General features: G+C 52.3%; 18 protein-coding genes, 1 tRNA gene and 1 pseudogene. 10 read left to right on the forward strand and 10 right to left on the reverse strand.

The window, feature by feature from the left end:
* Positions 1–113: 113 nt before the first annotated feature.
* A tRNA-Leu gene (locus AB9F26_RS07625) sits at positions 114–199 on the reverse strand.
* Positions 200–516: 317 nt separating this feature from the next.
* On the opposite strand from AB9F26_RS07625, the pseudogene lipB reads away from it, so the two are divergent.
* The 3 genes and pseudogenes from lipB to AB9F26_RS07640 form a co-directional block, all read left to right on the forward strand.
* Positions 517–1185: pseudogene (lipB, locus tag AB9F26_RS07630) on the forward strand (lipoyl(octanoyl) transferase LipB); the annotation flags it as partial.
* 127 nt (positions 1186–1312) lie between these two features.
* On the forward strand, positions 1313–1735 hold the full coding sequence (locus tag AB9F26_RS07635; protein ID WP_335585795.1) for a cytochrome C: 423 nt from the start codon (positions 1313–1315) through the stop codon (positions 1733–1735).
* A gap of 153 nt (positions 1736–1888) precedes the next feature.
* On the forward strand, positions 1889–3562 hold the full coding sequence (locus tag AB9F26_RS07640) for a cytochrome c oxidase subunit 1 (RefSeq protein WP_335585796.1): 1674 nt from the start codon (positions 1889–1891) through the stop codon (positions 3560–3562).
* 167 nt (positions 3563–3729) lie between these two features.
* On the opposite strand, the gene AB9F26_RS07645 is transcribed toward AB9F26_RS07640, so the two are convergent.
* Positions 3730–4110, reverse strand: coding sequence for a hypothetical protein (locus AB9F26_RS07645; RefSeq protein ID WP_335585797.1), 381 nt, complete (start codon positions 4108–4110; stop codon positions 3730–3732).
* 228 nt (positions 4111–4338) lie between these two features.
* Between AB9F26_RS07645 and AB9F26_RS07650 the strand changes: the two genes are divergently transcribed.
* Positions 4339–4851: a hypothetical protein gene (locus AB9F26_RS07650; protein WP_369767734.1), complete on the forward strand. Its 513-nt coding sequence runs from the start codon at positions 4339–4341 to the stop codon at positions 4849–4851.
* A gap of 113 nt (positions 4852–4964) precedes the next feature.
* Here AB9F26_RS07650 and AB9F26_RS07655 read toward each other — a convergent pair whose 3' ends face one another.
* Positions 4965–5423 (reverse strand): GatB/YqeY domain-containing protein, encoded by a 459-nt coding sequence (locus AB9F26_RS07655; protein ID WP_039002563.1) that lies wholly within the window; start codon positions 5421–5423, stop codon positions 4965–4967.
* A gap of 195 nt (positions 5424–5618) precedes the next feature.
* On the opposite strand from AB9F26_RS07655, the gene carA reads away from it, so the two are divergent.
* Both carA and AB9F26_RS07665 read left to right on the forward strand, forming a co-directional pair.
* A complete protein-coding gene (gene carA, locus AB9F26_RS07660) occupies positions 5619–6785 on the forward strand; it encodes a glutamine-hydrolyzing carbamoyl-phosphate synthase small subunit (RefSeq protein WP_335585799.1) in 1167 nt (388 codons plus the stop codon).
* A gap of 80 nt (positions 6786–6865) precedes the next feature.
* Positions 6866–8779, forward strand: coding sequence for a glycosyltransferase (locus tag AB9F26_RS07665; protein WP_369767735.1), 1914 nt, complete (start codon positions 6866–6868; stop codon positions 8777–8779).
* A gap of 14 nt (positions 8780–8793) precedes the next feature.
* Here AB9F26_RS07665 and AB9F26_RS07670 read toward each other — a convergent pair whose 3' ends face one another.
* Complete coding sequence (locus AB9F26_RS07670) at positions 8794–9441, reverse strand: GntR family transcriptional regulator (protein WP_335585801.1); 648 nt, start codon at positions 9439–9441, stop codon at positions 8794–8796.
* Between the two features lie 116 nt (positions 9442–9557).
* On the opposite strand from AB9F26_RS07670, the gene AB9F26_RS07675 reads away from it, so the two are divergent.
* Entirely contained in the window at positions 9558–10196 is a 639-nt protein-coding gene (locus AB9F26_RS07675) for a pyrimidine 5'-nucleotidase (RefSeq protein WP_335585802.1), read from the forward strand.
* A gap of 41 nt (positions 10197–10237) precedes the next feature.
* Positions 10238–11437 (forward strand): UbiH/UbiF family hydroxylase, encoded by a 1200-nt coding sequence (locus tag AB9F26_RS07680; RefSeq protein ID WP_335585803.1) that lies wholly within the window; start codon positions 10238–10240, stop codon positions 11435–11437.
* Between the two features lies 1 nt (position 11438).
* Here the strand turns inward: AB9F26_RS07680 and AB9F26_RS07685 are convergent, their stop codons facing one another.
* Positions 11439–11897 (reverse strand): Lrp/AsnC family transcriptional regulator, encoded by a 459-nt coding sequence (locus tag AB9F26_RS07685; protein WP_039002568.1) that lies wholly within the window; start codon positions 11895–11897, stop codon positions 11439–11441.
* Positions 11894–12352: an Lrp/AsnC family transcriptional regulator gene (locus AB9F26_RS07690; protein ID WP_335585804.1), complete on the reverse strand. Its 459-nt coding sequence runs from the start codon at positions 12350–12352 to the stop codon at positions 11894–11896. Before AB9F26_RS07690 ends, AB9F26_RS07685 begins: the two co-directional genes overlap by 4 nt.
* 138 nt (positions 12353–12490) lie before the next feature.
* Here AB9F26_RS07690 and ilvC point away from each other — a divergent pair, with 138 nt between their 5' ends.
* Both ilvC and AB9F26_RS07700 read left to right on the forward strand, forming a co-directional pair.
* Positions 12491–13513, forward strand: coding sequence for a ketol-acid reductoisomerase (ilvC, locus tag AB9F26_RS07695; protein ID WP_369754404.1), 1023 nt, complete (start codon positions 12491–12493; stop codon positions 13511–13513).
* Positions 13514–13576: 63 nt separating this feature from the next.
* Positions 13577–14476: a DMT family transporter gene (locus AB9F26_RS07700; RefSeq protein WP_369767736.1), complete on the forward strand. Its 900-nt coding sequence runs from the start codon at positions 13577–13579 to the stop codon at positions 14474–14476.
* Here AB9F26_RS07700 and glmM read toward each other — a convergent pair.
* The 4 genes from glmM to AB9F26_RS07720 all read right to left on the reverse strand — a co-directional run bounded on the left by glmM (position 14473) and on the right by AB9F26_RS07720 (position 18500).
* Positions 14473–15813, reverse strand: a complete 1341-nt coding sequence (gene glmM, locus AB9F26_RS07705) for a phosphoglucosamine mutase (protein ID WP_335585807.1) — start codon at positions 15811–15813, stop codon at positions 14473–14475. The genes AB9F26_RS07700 and glmM overlap by 4 nt on opposite strands.
* A gap of 15 nt (positions 15814–15828) precedes the next feature.
* Positions 15829–16824 (reverse strand): dihydropteroate synthase, encoded by a 996-nt coding sequence (gene folP / locus AB9F26_RS07710; protein ID WP_335585808.1) that lies wholly within the window; start codon positions 16822–16824, stop codon positions 15829–15831.
* Complete coding sequence (locus AB9F26_RS07715; protein WP_369767737.1) at positions 16821–17705, reverse strand: dihydroneopterin aldolase; 885 nt, start codon at positions 17703–17705, stop codon at positions 16821–16823. The genes folP and AB9F26_RS07715 overlap by 4 nt, the downstream gene beginning before the upstream one ends.
* A gap of 87 nt (positions 17706–17792) precedes the next feature.
* Positions 17793–18500, reverse strand: a complete 708-nt coding sequence (locus AB9F26_RS07720; protein WP_369757620.1) for a cell wall hydrolase — start codon at positions 18498–18500, stop codon at positions 17793–17795.
* Between the last annotated feature and the right edge of the window lie 125 nt (positions 18501–18625).

Below are 18625 nucleotides of genomic sequence, written 5' to 3' on the forward strand. Positions count from 1 at the left end.
TAATGACATGTCAATTTTAATGGATTTTAGCGCATTTCAGTACGAAACGCCCACCATAAACCCCTGTATAACCTTATATAAATAAGAGATATCACTGTTTAAGGGGAAAATATTGGTGCGGTCGAGAAGACTCGAACTTCCACGGGTGTTACCCCACAGCGACCTCAACGCTGCGCGTCTACCATTCCGCCACGACCGCACGTGATATTCTGGTAGTCTGGGGCGGGGTATAGCCAAGGGATTCGGGGATGTGAAGTAGGAAAACGCGGCAATAGTCAGAAAACTTCCACCTCTGCTTCCCCCTCTGTACAAATCCCTTGAAAATGAGGGCGCGACAAAGCCTCCCCTACCCGCAGAACCACGAAATCCCTCCCATCGCCCCCAGAATTCGAACCATTGCACTCTTGCACGATTCCATGGGAAACCTTTAACCAGAGGGCACGCGGTTTTGTCCGTCTGAAACCGTACCTTTTCTGACCACGCAAGCGGCCGGAAAAAGCAGAAAACGCATATGAGGAGACTTCGGTGGTTGAATGGATTCTATCTGAGGGTCTCACGGAGTATGAGGCGGCCGTAACCTTCATGGAGCAACGCGCCGACGCGATTGCCCGTGGCGAGGCCGAGGAAGCCATCTGGCTGGTCGAACACCCGCCCCTCTATACGGCAGGCACCAGCGCAAAACGCGAAGACCTCACCGATCCCGACCGTTTCCCCGTTCACGAGAGCAAACGCGGCGGACAATATACCTACCACGGCCCTGGCCAACGGGTGGCCTATGCGATGCTTGATGTCGGCAAACGCGGCCATGACGTGCGCTGCTTTGTCAATCAGCTCGAAGCATGGGTGATTGACACCTTGGCGGAATTAAACGTCACAGGCGAGCGCCGCGCGGGCCGAGTCGGGGTTTGGGTCACGCGCCCTGATCGCCCCCTCAATGTCGACGGCTCCCTCCAAGAAGACAAAATCGCCGCTATTGGTGTGCGCCTGCGCAAATGGGTCAGCTTTCACGGCATCTCGATCAACGTTGAACCCGACCTGTCGCATTTTGACGGCATTGTCCCCTGTGGCATACGTGAACACGGGGTCACAAGCCTCGTAGATTTAGGGCTGCCCGTCGAAATGGGCGATGTCGATGTGGCCCTCAAGCGCTGTTTTGAGCGGTGCGTCGCGCCCTATGAAGCCTAAGGCCGCCCTGTTCGTCGAAATAAAATGACAAAATGGTCGCAGAAGGTTTTTTACCCTTTAATTCGGCGTCGATTCCCTATGATATGCGGGCACAGCGCGAACACTTAACTCACTAAAGAGGTTCCTAATGACAAAATTTCATATTTTGGCCGCGATCGCATCCCTCGCAATCGCATCCCCTGCGTTTGCTGAAGGCGATATCGAAAAAGGCGAGAAAACATTCAAGCAGTGTAAGTCTTGCCATATGATCGCAAATGGCGATGAAGTGCTCCTCAAAGGCGGCAAAACGGGTCCAAATCTTTATGGTATCGTCGGTCGTGTTATGGGGTCCGAAGAAGATTTCAAATATGGTTCCGGCCTTATTGCAGCAAATGAAGCGGGCATCGTCTGGGACGAAGAAGCCATCGCTGAGTATGCTGGAAACCCAAAAGACTACCTCCAAGAGGTCACAGGCGATTCGGGCGCAAAAACAAAAATGACCTTTAAATTGAAAAAGGGCGGCGAAGATGTTGCGGCCTTCCTTGCAACAATGGGTCCCGCATCGGAATAAATTCCGTATTTCGTCGGAAACGATGAAAAAAAAGGGCGTCGGGACGTCTAGATGATTGCCCACAAAACAGAAGCGCTCTAAGACATGAGCGGAACACGTCGCGCAGGGCCTGCCCCTGCGCGTCCAATTTATAAAAGCACTGGGAGGCAGGACATGGCCGACGCAGCTATGACTAGCGACGAACATCACGACGAGCGGAGTTTCTTTACCCGCTGGTTTATGTCTACAAATCACAAAGATATCGGACTACTGTATCTTTTCGTCGCCGCGGCGGTCGGGTTCATATCGGTGTCCTTCACCGTTTATATGCGCCTAGAGCTCATGAACCCCGGTGTTCAGTATATGTGCCTCGAAGGCGCACGTCTGTTCGCGGATTCATCTGAACTCTGTACGCCAAACGGGCACCTCTGGAACGTTTTGATCACCTACCACGGTGTCTTGATGATGTTCTTCGTGGTTATCCCCGCCCTTTTCGGTGGTTTTGGTAACTACTTCATGCCGCTCCAAATCGGCGCGCCCGATATGGCGTTCCCGCGGTTGAACAACCTTTCGTTCTGGCTTTATGTCGTTGGCACATGCCTTGGTATTGCCTCACTGTTTGCCCCGGGTGGCAACGGTCAAAGCGGTTCTGGTGTTGGCTGGGTGCTTTATCCACCGCTTTCCACCTCTGAGGGCGGCTACTCGATGGATCTGGCGATCTTCGCGGTCCACGTTTCGGGCGCTAGCTCGATCCTTGGCGCGATCAACATGATCACCACCTTCCTCAATATGCGTACCCCCGGCATGACAATGCACAAAGTGCCGCTCTTTGCGTGGTCGATCTTTGTCACTGCATGGCTGATTCTTCTGGCCCTACCCGTTCTGGCTGGCGCGATCACCATGTTGCTCACCGACCGGAATTTCGGCACCACCTTCTTCCAACCCGAAGGCGGCGGCGATCCCATCCTGTACCAACACATCCTTTGGTTCTTTGGGCATCCCGAAGTGTATATCATCATCGTTCCCGGTTTTGGTCTCGTCTCCCACATCATCGCAACCTTCTCCAAGAAACCGATCTTTGGTTACTTGCCAATGGTCTACGCGATGGTCGCGATTGGGGTTCTGGGCTTCGTTGTTTGGGCACACCACATGTACACCGTGGGTATGTCGCTTAGCCAACAAAGCTACTTCATGATGGCGACAATGGTGATCGCGGTGCCCACGGGCATCAAGATCTTCTCGTGGATTGCCACTATGTGGGGAGGCTCAATCGAGTTAAAAACCCCCATGCTTTGGGCGCTCGGCTTCCTGTTCCTCTTCACCGTTGGTGGCGTAACGGGCATCGTTCTTTCCCAAGCGGGCGTCGACCGTGCCTATCATGACACCTACTATGTTGTGGCCCACTTCCACTATGTGATGAGCCTTGGAGCCGTGTTCTGTATCTTCGCCGGCGTCTACTTCTACTTCGGTAAAATGTCAGGCCGTGAATATCCTGAATGGGCCGGTAAACTGCACTTCTGGATGATGTTCATCGGCGCAAACCTGACCTTCTTCCCACAGCACTTCTTGGGTCGTCAGGGCATGCCACGTCGCTACATCGACTATCCTGAAGCCTTCGCTTACTGGAACAAAATCAGCTCCTACGGCGCGTTCCTTTCCTTCGCTTCGTTCATCTTCTTTATCGGCATCATGGTCTACTCGCTGCGTTACGGTAAAAAAATCACGGTGAACAACTACTGGAATGAATACGCCGACACTCTGGAATGGACCCTTCCTTGCCCACCCCCAGAGCACACATTCGAGCAACTGGTTGATCAAAGCGTCTGGGACAAACCCCACTCACACTAAGATCGCCGACCCCATAATAAAAAGGCCCCACCATTCCCTTGGTGGGGCCTTTTTTGTTGTCAAATTTCGATTCTGTCGCTTTATGCCGTCAAACAAAGGCGGTCTTCTCGCGCGTTCCAGCAACCTCTTGAAGGTTTTGAATTCAACCTTCCTTCACCCTGAAGAAGCTATCTTCTTATTTGGCCTTCCAAGCGCGTACCGTCATTCGTAATCAAAATCAGGCGTCTATCGTTGACAACAAAAAGATCGAACCGCGGGGTAACTGTATTGATGCAGCGCGAGCCATCTTCATAATACTTGTAGCTGGGCGCTCTGAGTTCGCCCGCCGAGGTACTAAAAATATATGTTCCATTGTTGTTGTAATACTCGGTGCCTTCGCGACCATATTTGACGGAGTTACCCGCTAGTATCTTTTGCAGATACTCCGCGTTAACGTGCTGATCTCCATCGTGGGTATTCCAAACGGTCTCTGGTGGTGAACTAGGACAAGAGGCAAAAGCACTCTGTGCGGCAATAGTCGCGGCAAATAAATAGACTGCAAATTTCATTTCAATCTCCTTATGTTTTCCTTCTTCTGTTCCATTCTTGGTTTTGAGACGCATACGAGGCAATACAAGAGCACGGCTACATTTGTTCTGTCAACAACCCAGAAATTCGCCGCGGTCGCCTTTTGAACCCAATTCCCCCCCCCTCTCGCAATAACCTCACATTAACCTAAGGGATGTGATGATGGCGTCCACGGCAAGAGGGTCGTGCGCCCCACTAAAGGAATACCTTTGTTCGTCTCGGCCAATTGGAGGTTCATTCTGAAAACCGGCGCCTTGAGCCTACTGCTCATGGCGGCCTGCTCTGGCGGGCGAAACGCTGTGCCAGGTTCGGGTCCCCTCGCCAATGAGCTTCAGATCGCACGGATGCTTTCCGGTAACAGCTTTGACACCCATGCCAACGGCCAAATTTATCAGGCTCGAAACGGCGGCCTGCTGTCCTTCAGCTACCATCCCGAAGGGCCGCGTGTGTGCAAGGGGGTGTGGAAGGTTGACGGCGCCGAGGAGATCAACGTCCTCACCTGCAAATGGGTGTGGAACGGCCAGCTCTATTCCCAAAAAGAAAAAGTCGTCCGCTATCAATATCATATTGGTTCGGTCTACGGTTTGGATATGCTCGATGAAGCTGGCGAGTTTGTCGCTTTCCTTCCCTATAAATACGGCACCACCTATGGCTCCACCAAGTACCGAGGATTTCCCCGTTGGGAGGACTTCAAAAAGCTGAGCCAACAGCTCGGCCTCTAGCGGATTTATCTACACCGCAGACTCAAAAGGCAGGGCCCAAACGGAGCCCTGCCTTTTTAAGAAACGCGCATATGAAAAACATATGCAAATCATATGGAAAACTTACGGCTGTTTTAGCCCAGTCTGTCCTTGACCAGCGGTCCAACCCGTCCGAAATCCATTTGCCCTGTATACTTGGATTTCAACACGCCCATGACCTTGCCCATGTCACGAATAGACTCAGCCCCGACCGATTTGATCGCGTCCACAACAGCCGCTTCGCTCTCATCCGCATCAAGTTGACGCGGCAGAAATTCTTCAATGACTACAATCTCTTGCAGCTCTTTCTCCGCCAATTCAAGACGACCACCTTCTTCATAGGCGCGCGCACTTTCCTGACGCTGTTTGACCATTTTTCCCAGAATTCCGAGAATTTCATCTCCCGCCACCCCAGAATCGTCGCCCTCACCGCGCAAAGCGATGTCACGATCTTTAATTGCAGCGTTGATAAGACGTAGCGTGGAAAGCCGAGCCGCTTCCTTTGCCTTCATCGCCTCTTTCATCGCCGTCGTAATTCTTGTTCTCATGTCCATCGGTTTCCATCCCCTGGTTTCCGAAAAGTTAAGACCTAGGACAATACTCTGTGATCTCTAAGCTTTCAACCTCCGTCTATATTGGTAACATATTGAATATTAACACTAATCTATTTTCTTTTGCCCCCTTGACCCTGTTGCCGTCCGCCATTAGTTTCCGACAAGTTTGCGCCCGATTTGCCTAAGGAGTCGCCCATGTCTGCCGCCACATCGTATAAACCTTCCGCTTCACCACATCCCACTGCCTGCCTTGCGCTTGCGGATGGCACTCTGTTTTACGGCTATGGGTTTGGAGCCGAGGGCACCGAGATCGCAGAGCTTTGCTTTAATACAGCCATGACCGGTTATCAGGAAATCATGACCGACCCCTCCTATGCGGGCCAAATCGTCACCTTCACCTTCCCCCATATTGGCAATACTGGCGTCACCCCCGAAGACGACGAAACTGCCGATCCTTTTGCCTCCGGAATGGTGGTCAAATGGGACCCCACCGACGCCAGCAATTGGCGCGCAACCGAAGAATTGACCGTCTGGCTCAAACGGCGCGGACGCATCGGAATTGGTGGCCTTGATACACGCCGCCTCACCCGCGCAATCCGCCAACAAGGCGCGCCGCATGTGGCTCTTTCCTATTCTGAGGACGGCGTTTTTGATATCGCCGATCTCGTAGAAAAAGCGCGCTCGTTCAAAGGTTTAGAAGGCCTCGACCTCGCCAAAGTAGTGACCTGCGCGCAGTCCTATACCTGGGATGAGCAACGCTGGGCTTGGCCTGACGGATACTCAAAAACCACGAAGCCCGGCCACAAAGTCGTTGCGATTGACTTCGGCGCCAAGCGCAACATTCTACGCTGCCTCGCCTCCGCTGGCTGCGACGTCACAGTGCTTCCCGCCACCGCGACCGCCGAAGAAATCTTGGCCCACGCCCCCGAAGGTGTGTTCCTTTCAAACGGTCCCGGTGATCCCGCGGCAACGGGCGTCTATGCCGTGCCAATGATCCAAGGTATTCTCAAGGCCGACATTCCCGTTTTCGGTATTTGCCTTGGCCACCAAATGCTTGCTTTGGCCTTGGGAGCAAAAACAGTCAAAATGAGCCACGGCCACCACGGTGCAAACCACCCTGTTAAAGATAAAGACACCGGAAAAGTTGAAATAACGTCAATGAACCACGGATTTGCGGTCGATTCTCAATCCCTTCCCAAAGGCGTCGTTGAGACCCATATTTCCCTTTTTGACGGTTCCAATTGCGGCCTTCGAGTCGACGGAAAACCGGTATTTTCGGTCCAATACCACCCCGAAGCCTCTCCCGGCCCGCAAGACAGCTATTACCTCTTTGAGCGTTTTGTAAAAGCGATGGAAAAGTAGCACTCTTTACGCGTCGGTTAATCGCACATTAACCATTCCCAGTAAATGTAGGCGTGCCCTCATAGGACGTCGCCTGCACCATGCAACTGACCCAACTTCGCACTGTGCGACCGTTCTCTACGGTTGCTCCACATCAGCCAAGAGCCGAGCGTGGACGGCCTCCTATTGGCCAAATCCTCGTGCAAAACGGCGCTCTTTCGCCCAGTGACCTCGTGAAAGCGCTGGCACTGCAGGCACGACAAGAAGTCCAAATAGGCGATATTTTGATCGCCCACGACCTCGTGACTGACCAAGAACTTTATCGCGGACTCTCAGAGCAATGGGGGGCGCAATTCGTAGATTTGAACTTTGAGCAGCCGGACGCCCGCCTTATTGACGCCATTGGCGCAAAAGTATGCTTGAAAGGGCGTTTCTTGCCTTGGAAACGGGTCGGGATCGTGACGATTATCTGCACCGCCCGCCCTGCCGAATTTGAGAACGTGCTTCGCAACCTGCCTGAAGATTTTGGCCCTGTAAGAATGGCAATTGCCTCGGAAGTTCAAGTTTTTAGCGCCTTAGAACGGGTTCGGCAAACCTACTTAACGTATAGCGCAGAGACCTGTGTCCGCGAAGAAGAAAGTTGCCGCAACTGGCATACACCACAGAAGAAGCGGTTCGCAACTGCCCTTATTCTCTTTATTATCATGGGAATATTGTTAGTTCCAAAGTTCGTTATTTCCCTTTGTTTTGGTTGGGCAGTTCTTACTCTGATTGCATGTTCCGCCCTAAAATTCGCAGCAGCGGCAACCCAAGTCTCAAATTTCAGAAAAAAGGAAACGCCAGGGTTTCGACACCATAAATCTCCGTCAATTGCGCGCCTTCCCGTAGTGTCCATCATGGTCCCTCTTTACAAAGAGCGAAAAGTTGCAAGCCAGCTTATCCGACGCCTTTCCAAACTGTCCTACCCAAAGGAATTGTTGGACATTTGCCTCGTCGTAGAAGCCGATGACCACACGACAACACAGGCCCTCGCCGAGGCCGATTTGCCCAAATGGGCCCGTGTGGTGACCGTGCCAACTGGGGCGGTAAGGACCAAACCACGGGCCTTGAATTATGCGTTGGATTTTTGCCGAGGGACAATCATCGGAGTGTATGACGCCGAAGACGCCCCTGAGGAGGGGCAGATCCATACTGTGGTTCGACGTTTTCATGAACGTGGACAAGACGTTGCTTGCCTGCAAGGCGTTTTAGACTTTTACAATGCGCAAACGAACTGGCTGGCGCGATGCTTTACCGTCGAATATGCGACATGGTTTCGCGTTATTCTGCCAGGGCTTCAGAAAATAGGCTTTGCTATTCCTCTTGGCGGTACAACGCTTTTTTTTCGACGCGAAGCGCTTGAAAAACTTGGGGGTTGGGACGCACATAATGTCACTGAGGATGCGGACCTTGGAATTCGCCTTGCGCGGCACGGATATCGAACGGAAGTTCTCCCAACAGTCACCTATGAGGAAGCGAATTGCCGCTACTGGCCGTGGATTAAGCAACGTTCTCGATGGCTTAAAGGCTATGCAATCACATGGGCGGTCCACATGCGCAATCCTGCGAAACTACTAAAGGACTTGGGTCCATGGCGCTTTCTTGGCGTCCAACTCCTGTTTCTAGGCACCCTCAGCCAGTATATTTTGGCCCCCCTATTGTGGTCTTTTTGGCTCGTTCCTTTTTTCGATCATCACCCGATTAAAATGATCCTCCCTAGCAACGCGATAATCGCGCTCGGGATTATTTTTTTCCTATCTGAGATCCTATCAATTTCTGTTGGAATGATGGCGGTTTCGGGCCCACGACACAGACATCTTCTGTGGTGGGTTCCGACGCTTCACTTTTATTTTCCGCTAGGAGCTTTAGCGTCTTACAAAGGCATCTATGAACTTATTGTTCGCCCGTTCTATTGGGATAAAACAGAGCATGGCCTTTACGCGGAAAAGGTAGTGAAATCGTCAAATAGAGTTTGAAATAAACGCCATAATTAAATCCGGACGCTCAAGGCATCAAGTTTGAGGCGCGTCTCAAAGGCCTTTGAAATATGGCTTTTGAGCGCCAAATGTGCGGCTTCACCGTCCCGTTTTTCCAGCGCTGCGACAATGGCTTCATGCTCATTGAGCGCCGTTTCGCCCCGCCCTTTGACCGCCAAAGAGGTGGTCGCAAGGAGAGCCATGGTGCGATGCACCAAATCCAACTGCTGAACGAGGTAGCGATTGTGCGAAGCGAGGTGAATTTGCTTGTGAAATCTTCTGTTGGCCAACGACAGCGCTTCCGGATCGCTTAAAAAACCGCGATCCTCTTCAACCATTTCGCGTAAAACACGGATTTCTTCGGGCGCGGCATGGCGTGCTGCTAAACGGGCCGCGAGCCCTTCAAGCTCGGTCCGCACCACATATAATTCCGCTAACTGATTGTGATCAAGGGAAGCCACAATCAAACTGCGACCATCGCGGGTTAAAAGGGATTGTGTTTCAAGCCGTTGAAGGGCCTCTCGAATGGGCGTGCGGGAAACGCCAAACTGCTCAGCCAATTCGCTCTCAACCAATCGATCCCCCGGCCGATAAATTCCGACGTCGATTGCGCCTAAAACCAGCGCATACGCATCTTTTTGGCCGTTTTTGTGTTCACTCATGTGCTTCCCCTCGCGTATCCGCACCCTACTCCCGTGCGGCAATCGCGATCAACCCCGTTGCTGCTTCAATCACAACTCCCTACAATGCGTTTATGCAAAATCAAACTAAATCTCCAATGGCTGAATTCTCCCACATCAAACATTGGGTCTTTGACCTCGACAATACGCTATATCCGCCGTCAGATCGGCTATTTGACCAAGTCGAAGTTCGCATGACCGATTTTGTTATGACCGCTCTCAACGTTGATGAAAAACAGGCCAATTACCTTCGCCAGCACTATTGGCAAAAATACGGAACTACTTTGACTGGATTAATGGATGAACATGGCGTCGATCCCGCGCCCTATTTGTCCCATGTCCATGACATCTCAGTGTCACATATGCGCCCTGCTCCGGCGTTAGCAGAGCGGATTGCAGCACTTCCCGGACGTAAAATCGTCTATACAAATGGCACCGCGCCCTATGCCGAACGGGTTCTAAAGGCGCGGGGCCTCGATGGTATTTTCGATGCAATTTACGGCGTGGAGCACGCAAATTTTCGCCCCAAGCCCGAGCGCGCTGCGTTCGAAACCATATTTTCAAAGGATGGCACCATTCCTGCCTCCGCAGCAATGTTTGAGGATGATACGCGCAACCTCATTGCACCCCATGCGATGGGAATGCGCACGATTCATGTGGCCCCCGAGCAATCGCCCCAAGATCACATTCATTATCATACTTCCGACCTAACGACTTTTCTGTCGCAGTTGGTCTAGGAGGGGTTTTCGTGCGCCCTTTTGAAGCTTACATCTAAGGCATGAATAGATCCCACACAGATATTTTAATTTCGGGCGGCGGAATTGCCGGTCTTACGGCCGCGGCGGCGTTTGGAGCGGCGGGTTTTTCCGTCATCTGCGTTGACCCGACGCCACCGATAACTGAATCGTCTAACCCACAAGCAGACCTGCGCACGACGGCGTTTTTGCAACCGGCTCGCCAGACTTTGATCGATGCGGGCCTTTGGGATTCGCTCGCGCCCCATGCGGCCCCCTTGCAAACGATGCGCATCGTCGATGCGGGTGGAGAATTGCCAGAAGCGCGCCTTATCAAGGACTTCAACGCCAGCGATATCAGTGACTTACCTTTCGGCTGGAACTTACCAAATTGGCTTCTGCGCCGTGAGATTTTGGCGAAAATTGAAACGCTTGCGAATGTAACCTTTCGCGCAGGGGTTGGAACCCAAGATGTTGTAACCCGCGAAACTTCCGCCATTGTTCGCCTGACGGATGGGTCGTCTATTTCGACCAAGCTCCTTATCGCGGCGGATGGACGAAGTTCAAATGTGCGCGCGGCGTTAAATATCCCTGTAAAAACAATTCGTTACGGTCAAAAGGCGCTTGTTTTTTCCGTTTCGCATGCACCTTCGCACGAAAATGTTTCGACCGAAGTACACAGAAGCGGAGGCCCCTTTACCCTCGTGCCCCTCCCCGATCACGATGGAAAACACTTTTCCGCTGTTGTTTGGATGGAAAAAGCCGCGAAGATCGACAGCCTTGCAACCCTATCAATAGAGGTGTTCGAAGAGAAAATCACCTTGAGATCAGCAGGTATTCTCGGCCCTCTCACCCTTGAAAGCCAGCGCAGCAGTTGGCCGATCATCAGCCAAATCGCCGCCACAATGTATGGCCAACGCACGGCGCTGATGGCCGAGGCAGCCCACGTTGTTCCACCGATTGGTGCACAGGGCTTAAACATGAGTTTAGGCGACTTACGCGTCCTCCTCGACCTCGCGACATCCGATCCAACGGCCCTTGGGACCCCGAAAATGCTCGAAAAATATAACAGGTTGCGCCATCGGGAAGCCCAAATACGCGTCACAGGCGTCGATCTATTGAACCGCGCCTCAATGGTTGGTGCGCAGGGGTTACGCGACTTACGGGCTGGCGCTTTGAACACGTTCTATTCGGTCGCGCCCATTCGGAAAACCCTTATGAAAGCTGGCCTGGGCATGCGTTAAGCTAGCCAATCGGCCCCGGACATCGCTCTTCACTCAAAAGAACATTGGCCTCAACATTGCCAATTCCCGGAAGGGTCATCACGCGCCGTCGCAAAACACGCTCAAAATCGGCAAGGTCGCGGGCCACGACCCGCAAGCGATAATCATACATTCCCAACACGTGGTGCACGGCCTGAACTTCAGGAATCGCCGTGACCGCGCGTTCAAAATCCTCAAGACTAACCCGTCCCTTGGTGGCCAGTTTTACACCCAAAAACACCGTTACTCCAAATCCCAGCGCTTCTCGATTCAGCACAAGCCGACGTCCGACAATAATTTTGGCGTCTTCTAGACGTTTAATCCGGCGCCATGTGGCGGGTTGGGACAGGCCGAACCGTTTCCCCAAGGCTCCAGCGGATTGACTGGCATCCTTCGCCAAAGCGCGCAGCAAGCTACGATCGATTTCATCAAGGTCAATCATAGGGGCAAATCCTCCGACATCTTAATCGCAGCGACCTGCATAAGCGCCTCAATATCCGCAATATGTGGCAGGGTCAGGATACGCGTTTTATATATTTCCTGATAATGCGCCATATCACGTGCAAGAACCGCAAGCCTCACGTCGACCCGACCGAGGAATGTGTGAATTTCCGAAACCTCCGGTATTTTACGTGCCTCTTCAATGAATTCGTCAAACGCCCGCGACTGAGTTTTGTCCAACGTCACCCGCAGCGAAACCTCAACGCTATATCCAAGGGCCGCCCAGTTGATAATGGCTTGAACACCTTGATAAATTCCTGCTTCACGCAGTTTTTCAAGCCGCCGCGCACAAGTTCCGGCCGCAAGTCCCGACCTTTGAGCGAGTTCGGCCATCGGCAAATCAGGTTCGGCCTGCATATGCCGAAGAATTCTGCGTGATATTTCATCGGTAAGCATGAAATTTCCTAAAAACAAAAATTTGGCGAATAGAAAACACCAAACATGAGGACATTTTATTCATTTCGACAAAGAATACCATGCGAAATTCGCTATTTTCACCACAACACTACATTGCTTAACAAAAGGAGCACCGACATGCGTGTTTATTACGATCGCGATTGCGACATTAACCTGATCAAAGACAAAAAAGTTGCCATCCTCGGCTATGGTTCGCAAGGCCACGCGCATGCGCTCAACCTGCGTGACTCGGGTGCGAAAAACCTCGTCGTTGCCCTCCGTGAAGGCTCCCCATCCCAGAAAAAAGCCGAGAGCGAAGGCCTGAAAGTTATGGGAATCGCCGAAGCTGCTGCTTGGTGTGACGTTATCATGTTCACAATGCCCGACGAGCTTCAGGCAGAAACATACAAAAAATACGTGCACGACAACATCAAACCCGGCGCAGCCATCGCATTTGCCCACGGCTTGAACGTTCACTTTGGTCTGATCACACCCAAAGAAGGCATCGACGTCATCATGATGGCGCCAAAAGGCCCAGGCCACACGGTTCGCGGCGAATACGTTAAAGGCGGCGGTGTTCCTTGCCTCGTTGCTGTCGACCATGACGCGACAGGCAAAGCCCTCGAAATCGGTCTTTCCTATTGTTCCGCAATCGGTGGCGGTCGTTCTGGCGTTATCGAAACCAACTTCCGCGAAGAATGCGAAACTGACCTCTTTGGCGAACAAGCTGTTCTCTGTGGTGGTATCGTTGAGCTTATCCGCATGGGCTTTGAAACTCTTGTTGAAGCTGGCTACGCTCCTGAAATGGCTTATTTTGAGTGTCTTCACGAGACCAAGCTCATTGTTGACCTGATCTATGAAGGCGGCATTGCCAACATGAACTACTCGATTTCCAATACTGCTGAGTATGGTGAGTATGTTTCAGGCCCACGCGTTCTTCCTTACGCTGAAACCAAAGCGGCGATGAAAGGCATTCTCACAGACATCCAAACTGGTAAGTTTGTACGCGACTTCATGCTTGAAAACGCTGTTGGTCAGCCCTTCTTCAAGGGGACACGTCGCATGAACGACGAGCACCAAATCGAAGAAGTTGGCGCGAAACTTCGTGGCATGATGCCATGGATTTCCGCAGGCAAACTTGTCGACCACGAAAAGAACTAAACCATTTAAATACTTGGGAAAAGGCGCCCATCGCGGCGCCTTTTTTCGTTGAGAGGATGCGCTATGTTTGCCCAAGCAGGACTTAAAAACTGGGGACGGATTCTTCTCCTTGGTGCTCTTTGGGGCGCATCCTTTATGTTCATTGAGTTCGCGATTGCAGGCTTTACTGCTCTCTGGGTCGCGGCCATTCGAATTACCATTGCCGCCAGTGTTCTATGTGTAGTTACTTACTTGGCGGGCACCGGATTGCCAGATACGAGAGGCCCAAATGCACGACACATTTGGCTTTCGGCCTTAGGGCTTGGTGTCTTTGCAAATGCGGTGCCGTTTGCGCTTCTATCTTGGGGCCAAGGCTATGTTACTTCCGGATTTGCAGGTGTTTCCATGGCTGCAGTTCCTCTGATTGTGTTACCTCTGGCGCATATTTTTGTACCAAGTGATCGACTGACAGTTCGAAAAGCTATTGGATTTTTGATCGGCTTTGCGGGTGTTGCGCTGCTTGTTGGAAAGGACGCATTTGTCTCGTCGGGAACCCAAATAGAAAGTGTTGGGCGGCTGGCGTGCTTCCTCGCCGCCGCGTCCTATGCGTGTAGCTCCATTATCACGCGGCGCGCCCCACCTGTTTCCCACAGAAGCTTTAGTGCCGCGGCGCTTTTGATGGCGTCGGCTGTCAGCGTGGGTTTGGCGCTTTGGTTTGACGGTGTGCCGACTGAGTTCCCCATTGGTCCCGTTCTCGCGACCCTTTATTTGGGACTCTTCCCGACGGCCTTGGCCACCCTCCTCCTCGTTTCTGTCATTCGCGAGGCGGGGCCGTCTTTTCTCGGCCTCTCAAATTATCAAGTCCCGATTTGGTCGGTTGTTTTCGGCGTCACATTGCTAGGTGAAACAATGCCCCCACAACTGTTGCCAGCTCTGGGGCTTATCCTATTTGGTGTCGCCGTTAGCCAAAAATGGCGCGCCTAGCAGACGGATTCAATAACCCCGACGATTTCGTCGACAACATTGGTCAACCTCGAGAGATCTTCGTCCTCGCCCATAACACGAATAAGAGGCTCAGTGCCAGATTTACGGATAACAAGACGGCCCGTTTTTGCCAGTTTGGCTTCACCATCGGCAATCACTAATGCAACTTTTTCAAGTGATAATGGGTCAATATTACCTTTGTATTTGACGTTTCTCAACATTTGAGGCACGGAAGTGAAGTTTTGCGTCAGGGTACTCGCCTTGTCTCCAGACTGCGCCATCTCTGCCATAAACTGAAGACCTGCGATCAACCCATCACCGGTGGTGGCGTAGTCTGTCATCACAATGTGCCCCGACTGCTCTCCACCCAGATTAAAGCCCCCTGCGCGCATCGCCTCAACGACATAGCGGTCACCGACATTCGTTCGCAGGAGGTTTATACCCCGTGCAGAAAGAAAGCGTTCCAGCCCCAAATTAGACATGACTGTCGACACCAACGTCGCCCCGGAAAGACGTCCGTCGAGCGCCCATCGGTCTGCCAACAAAGCCATTATTTGATCGCCATCTGCGACCTTCCCGTTCTCATCGATAATCATGATCCGATCAGCATCACCGTCCAAACATATGCCTAAATCGGCACCATGCTGCACGACAGCTTGCGCGGCTGTTTCAGTATGCGTTGAACCACATTTATCGTTAATATTAAATCCGTTAGGAGAAACACCAATGGGAATAACTTCCGCGCCGAGCTCCCAAAGCACTTCGGGTGCTGCGCGATAGGCTGCGCCATTGGCACAATCCACGACGACCTTCAGACCAGAGAGTCTTCCGCGGGATGGGAATGTTGTTTTCGCATACTCAATATAGCGGCCTAAGCCGTCTTCTACACGACGCGCACGGCCAATATTTTCTGGCTTTACGGGGGCAATTTCGCCTTTAAGTATCATTTCAATCTGGTTTTGCGCGCCATCAGAAAGTTTAAAACCATCGGGCCCAAAAAACTTAATCCCATTGTCTTGGTGCGGGTTGTGGCTTGCTGAAATCATGATACCAATATCAGCCCGCATAGAGCGGGTCAAAAAGCCTACAGCGGGCGTGGGCACCGGCCCCAAAAGAAGGACATTCATTCCCGTACTCGTCAAGCCCGCCGTCAGGGCGTTTTCGAGCATGTATCCCGAAAGCCGTGTGTCCTTGCCGATCACAACGCGGTGGCGATTTTGGCCGTCTGTTCGAAAGTACCGACCGGCCGCCGCACCCAATTTCAGCGCCACTTCTGCTGTCATCGGGTAGGAGTTTGCCTGACCACGCACACCGTCCGTTCCAAATAAATCGCCCATAAGTCACCTTTTACATTAGATTTTTTGTGCGAGCCGTATGGCTTGCTTTGTTTCTTTTGTATCATGGACGCGCAAAATCTGAACCCCCTGTGATACCGCTTTGAGCGCTACAGCAAGTGACCCACCGACACGGAGTTCTGCAATTGGTTCTTGCGTAATATCACCGATGAATTTTTTCCGCGACGCGCCCAACAGAACGGGGCAACCAAGGGAATGGAACAGGCTAATTCCGCGTAAAATCGCAAGGTTATGGCCTTGAGTTTTGCCAAAACCAATGCCGGGATCAACAACAATTTGCGCGCGCTCGACACCTGCCTGAACGGCAATTTCAATCCGATGAGCAAGATAGTCGTAAATATCCAGAACTACGTTCTCATAGCGCGGGTCGACTTGCATGTCTTTTGGTTGCCCTTGCGCGTGCATCAAACAAATCGGGGTCTTCGCCTGCGCAGCGACAGTCGCAATCTTGGCGTCAAAACCCATCGCGGACACATCATTCACAAATGTTGCGCCTGCGTGCATGGCCGCCTGCGCGACGTCTGATTTGCGTGTATCAATTGAAATCGCAATATCACTTTGAGCGCGAATGGTCGCAATAACAGGAACCACCCGCGCGATCTCATCAGAAATCGAAACGTCGAGCGCTCCGGGGCGCGTTGACTCCCCGCCGATATCTATAATGTTGACGCCGTCAGAAATCATTCGCTCTGCCTTCTCAACTGCCGAGGCAGTTGACGCAAACTTGCCTCCGTCAGAAAAACTGTCGGGCGTCACGTTTAAAATGCCCATAATATTGGGGCGCCCCATGTCCAAGGACGCAATATCAGCGCGCGGAGAGGTCATGCGTTGCAGAACGTCATGTGGGGTTTCACGCGCGGCAATGAGGTGCATGGCGCGCCCCCTTTGTAGGACTTCCACTTGGTCAAACCAACACCAACCACCCGCAAGGGAAACAGCGCCTTCTGGCTTTGCTTGGTCGGTTCGCGGAATGGCGCGGTAGTAAAACGTCATGACAGGTCCAAAAACTGGGTGGGGTCTGTGATTTCAACGCCAATCGGGCAGTCCAATCCGACGACCTGCCCGGCTTGCTGCTTTGCCAGCCAAAAGGCCAACCTCTCAGCGTCAAAGCTCTGGGGCGGATGAGGGCTATCGAGAACTTGCTTCATTGGCGCCCAAACGTTGACACGCCCCTGCCCGAAACCCCACTCCATTTCCGTACGGCTCCCAACGACACCGACGTGCTCATTGCGCGATGAGAGGGTCCAAGCCGCGCTGTCCCACGCCAATAACTCCAGCCGTTGGTTGGCAATCTCGTCTTGTGTCGCCCCAAACTCAAGGCACATTTCTGGCAGGAGAAGAACTGGATGGGCATGGGTGTGAAAAATCGAGACCCATTCAGAGAGTGACAGGTGATTTGGAACGGCAACGATAAGCGGAGCCAAACCCGACCAATCCGAATACGCTTCCCCCACGGTAAGAGCTTCGCGGACAATCTCGACACCAAGTTTCCCTGCGCCACGATCCAGTTTTTCAATGCGTACGAAAACCCGCTGTGCTTGGGGGGCGGCCAAAATCAAAGTGGCAATATCTTCTGCCAATGTTTCAAGCAGATTTACGCGAGACCGTGTGAGAGCAATTGAAATAGCGTCCGTAACACGATCATACGAAAGAATTTTATCGACATCATCATCGAGCGGCTTTTGGACATCCGAAACTTCAACCACGACGTTGAAGGACAACCGCTGTGTGACTGCGCGCTCAACTTCAAAGGCCCCAATTTCAACGGCCACAATGTGATCGCGCAGGGAAATACGATCCAAAACACCCGTGGGGCGCAGCACCGAGGATCGCTCAATTGGATGTAAAAAATGTGCGCTAGGCTCAACTGTCATGTGTAATCCCGATTGTTGTCGGATATGTACAGCGCGACTAGCGAGCAAACCAGTAAAATCATCGTTAACGGCGGATGTGAGCGCAGCTTAGGATTTATTCGTCCCAGCCCCGGGTTGGCGATAGAAATAATGCACACCAATCGCTGCGACGCGAGGGAATTTCTTGGACCACGACGGTTTGACGGCCTTAGTGTGATAATGGGTCGCGCCCTTGGTCAAGGAGCGCGGCACAGCGCCAGACAATAAGGCTGCGGCTATCTTCTGCGTGCTTTTTCGCGCGGAGGCCTCGTTATAGAGTTCCTTTTTCCCATCGCAAGTATAGGTAAATTGGCATTGGTATTTCTTGCCTGTGCCCTGCTTAATCACACCGCAGACAGAATTTGGGTATTTTGCACTTTCGACACGGTTCAAAATAACCTCGGCCACCGCAAATTGCCCTTTAACACTTTCGCCACGCGCCTCAAAATAGAGCGCTTCACTCAAGCACGCCCACTGATCGTCGCCCGAAGCGGGCTTTTGGGACGCCAACCAGGATTTGCTATACTCAAAACTTTTGGTTTTTGCTGTTTTCTGACTGCGGCCAATAAAAAACTTGAGAAAGGAGTTGGGATTTTTTTCAGATTGGTGTGTACTGTGCGGAAGGGTCTTTGTTCCGGTCACCGTGTCGCTTGCCCAAACGGGACCAGCCATGGCAACGCACAGGACGAGTCCGCGCAATAGAGGGCCGCAAACCGACTTGGTTGCAGCCCTTGGAAGCGTCGTTTTAATCATCTGGAAAAACATATTTTCACCCATTTTCAACCCACACCTGTGGATCAGCAGCCCCCACGGCCCCGACCGGCAGGTGATGTAGGCAAAAAAGGTGGGCTTGTCTACACCTGAATCTTTACTGCGACAAACGTGCGAGAAACCCCCGATTA

This window comes from Falsihalocynthiibacter sp. BN13B15, from assembly GCF_041205415.1.
Taxonomy (GTDB): Bacteria; Pseudomonadota; Alphaproteobacteria; order Rhodobacterales; family Rhodobacteraceae; genus Falsihalocynthiibacter; species Falsihalocynthiibacter arcticus.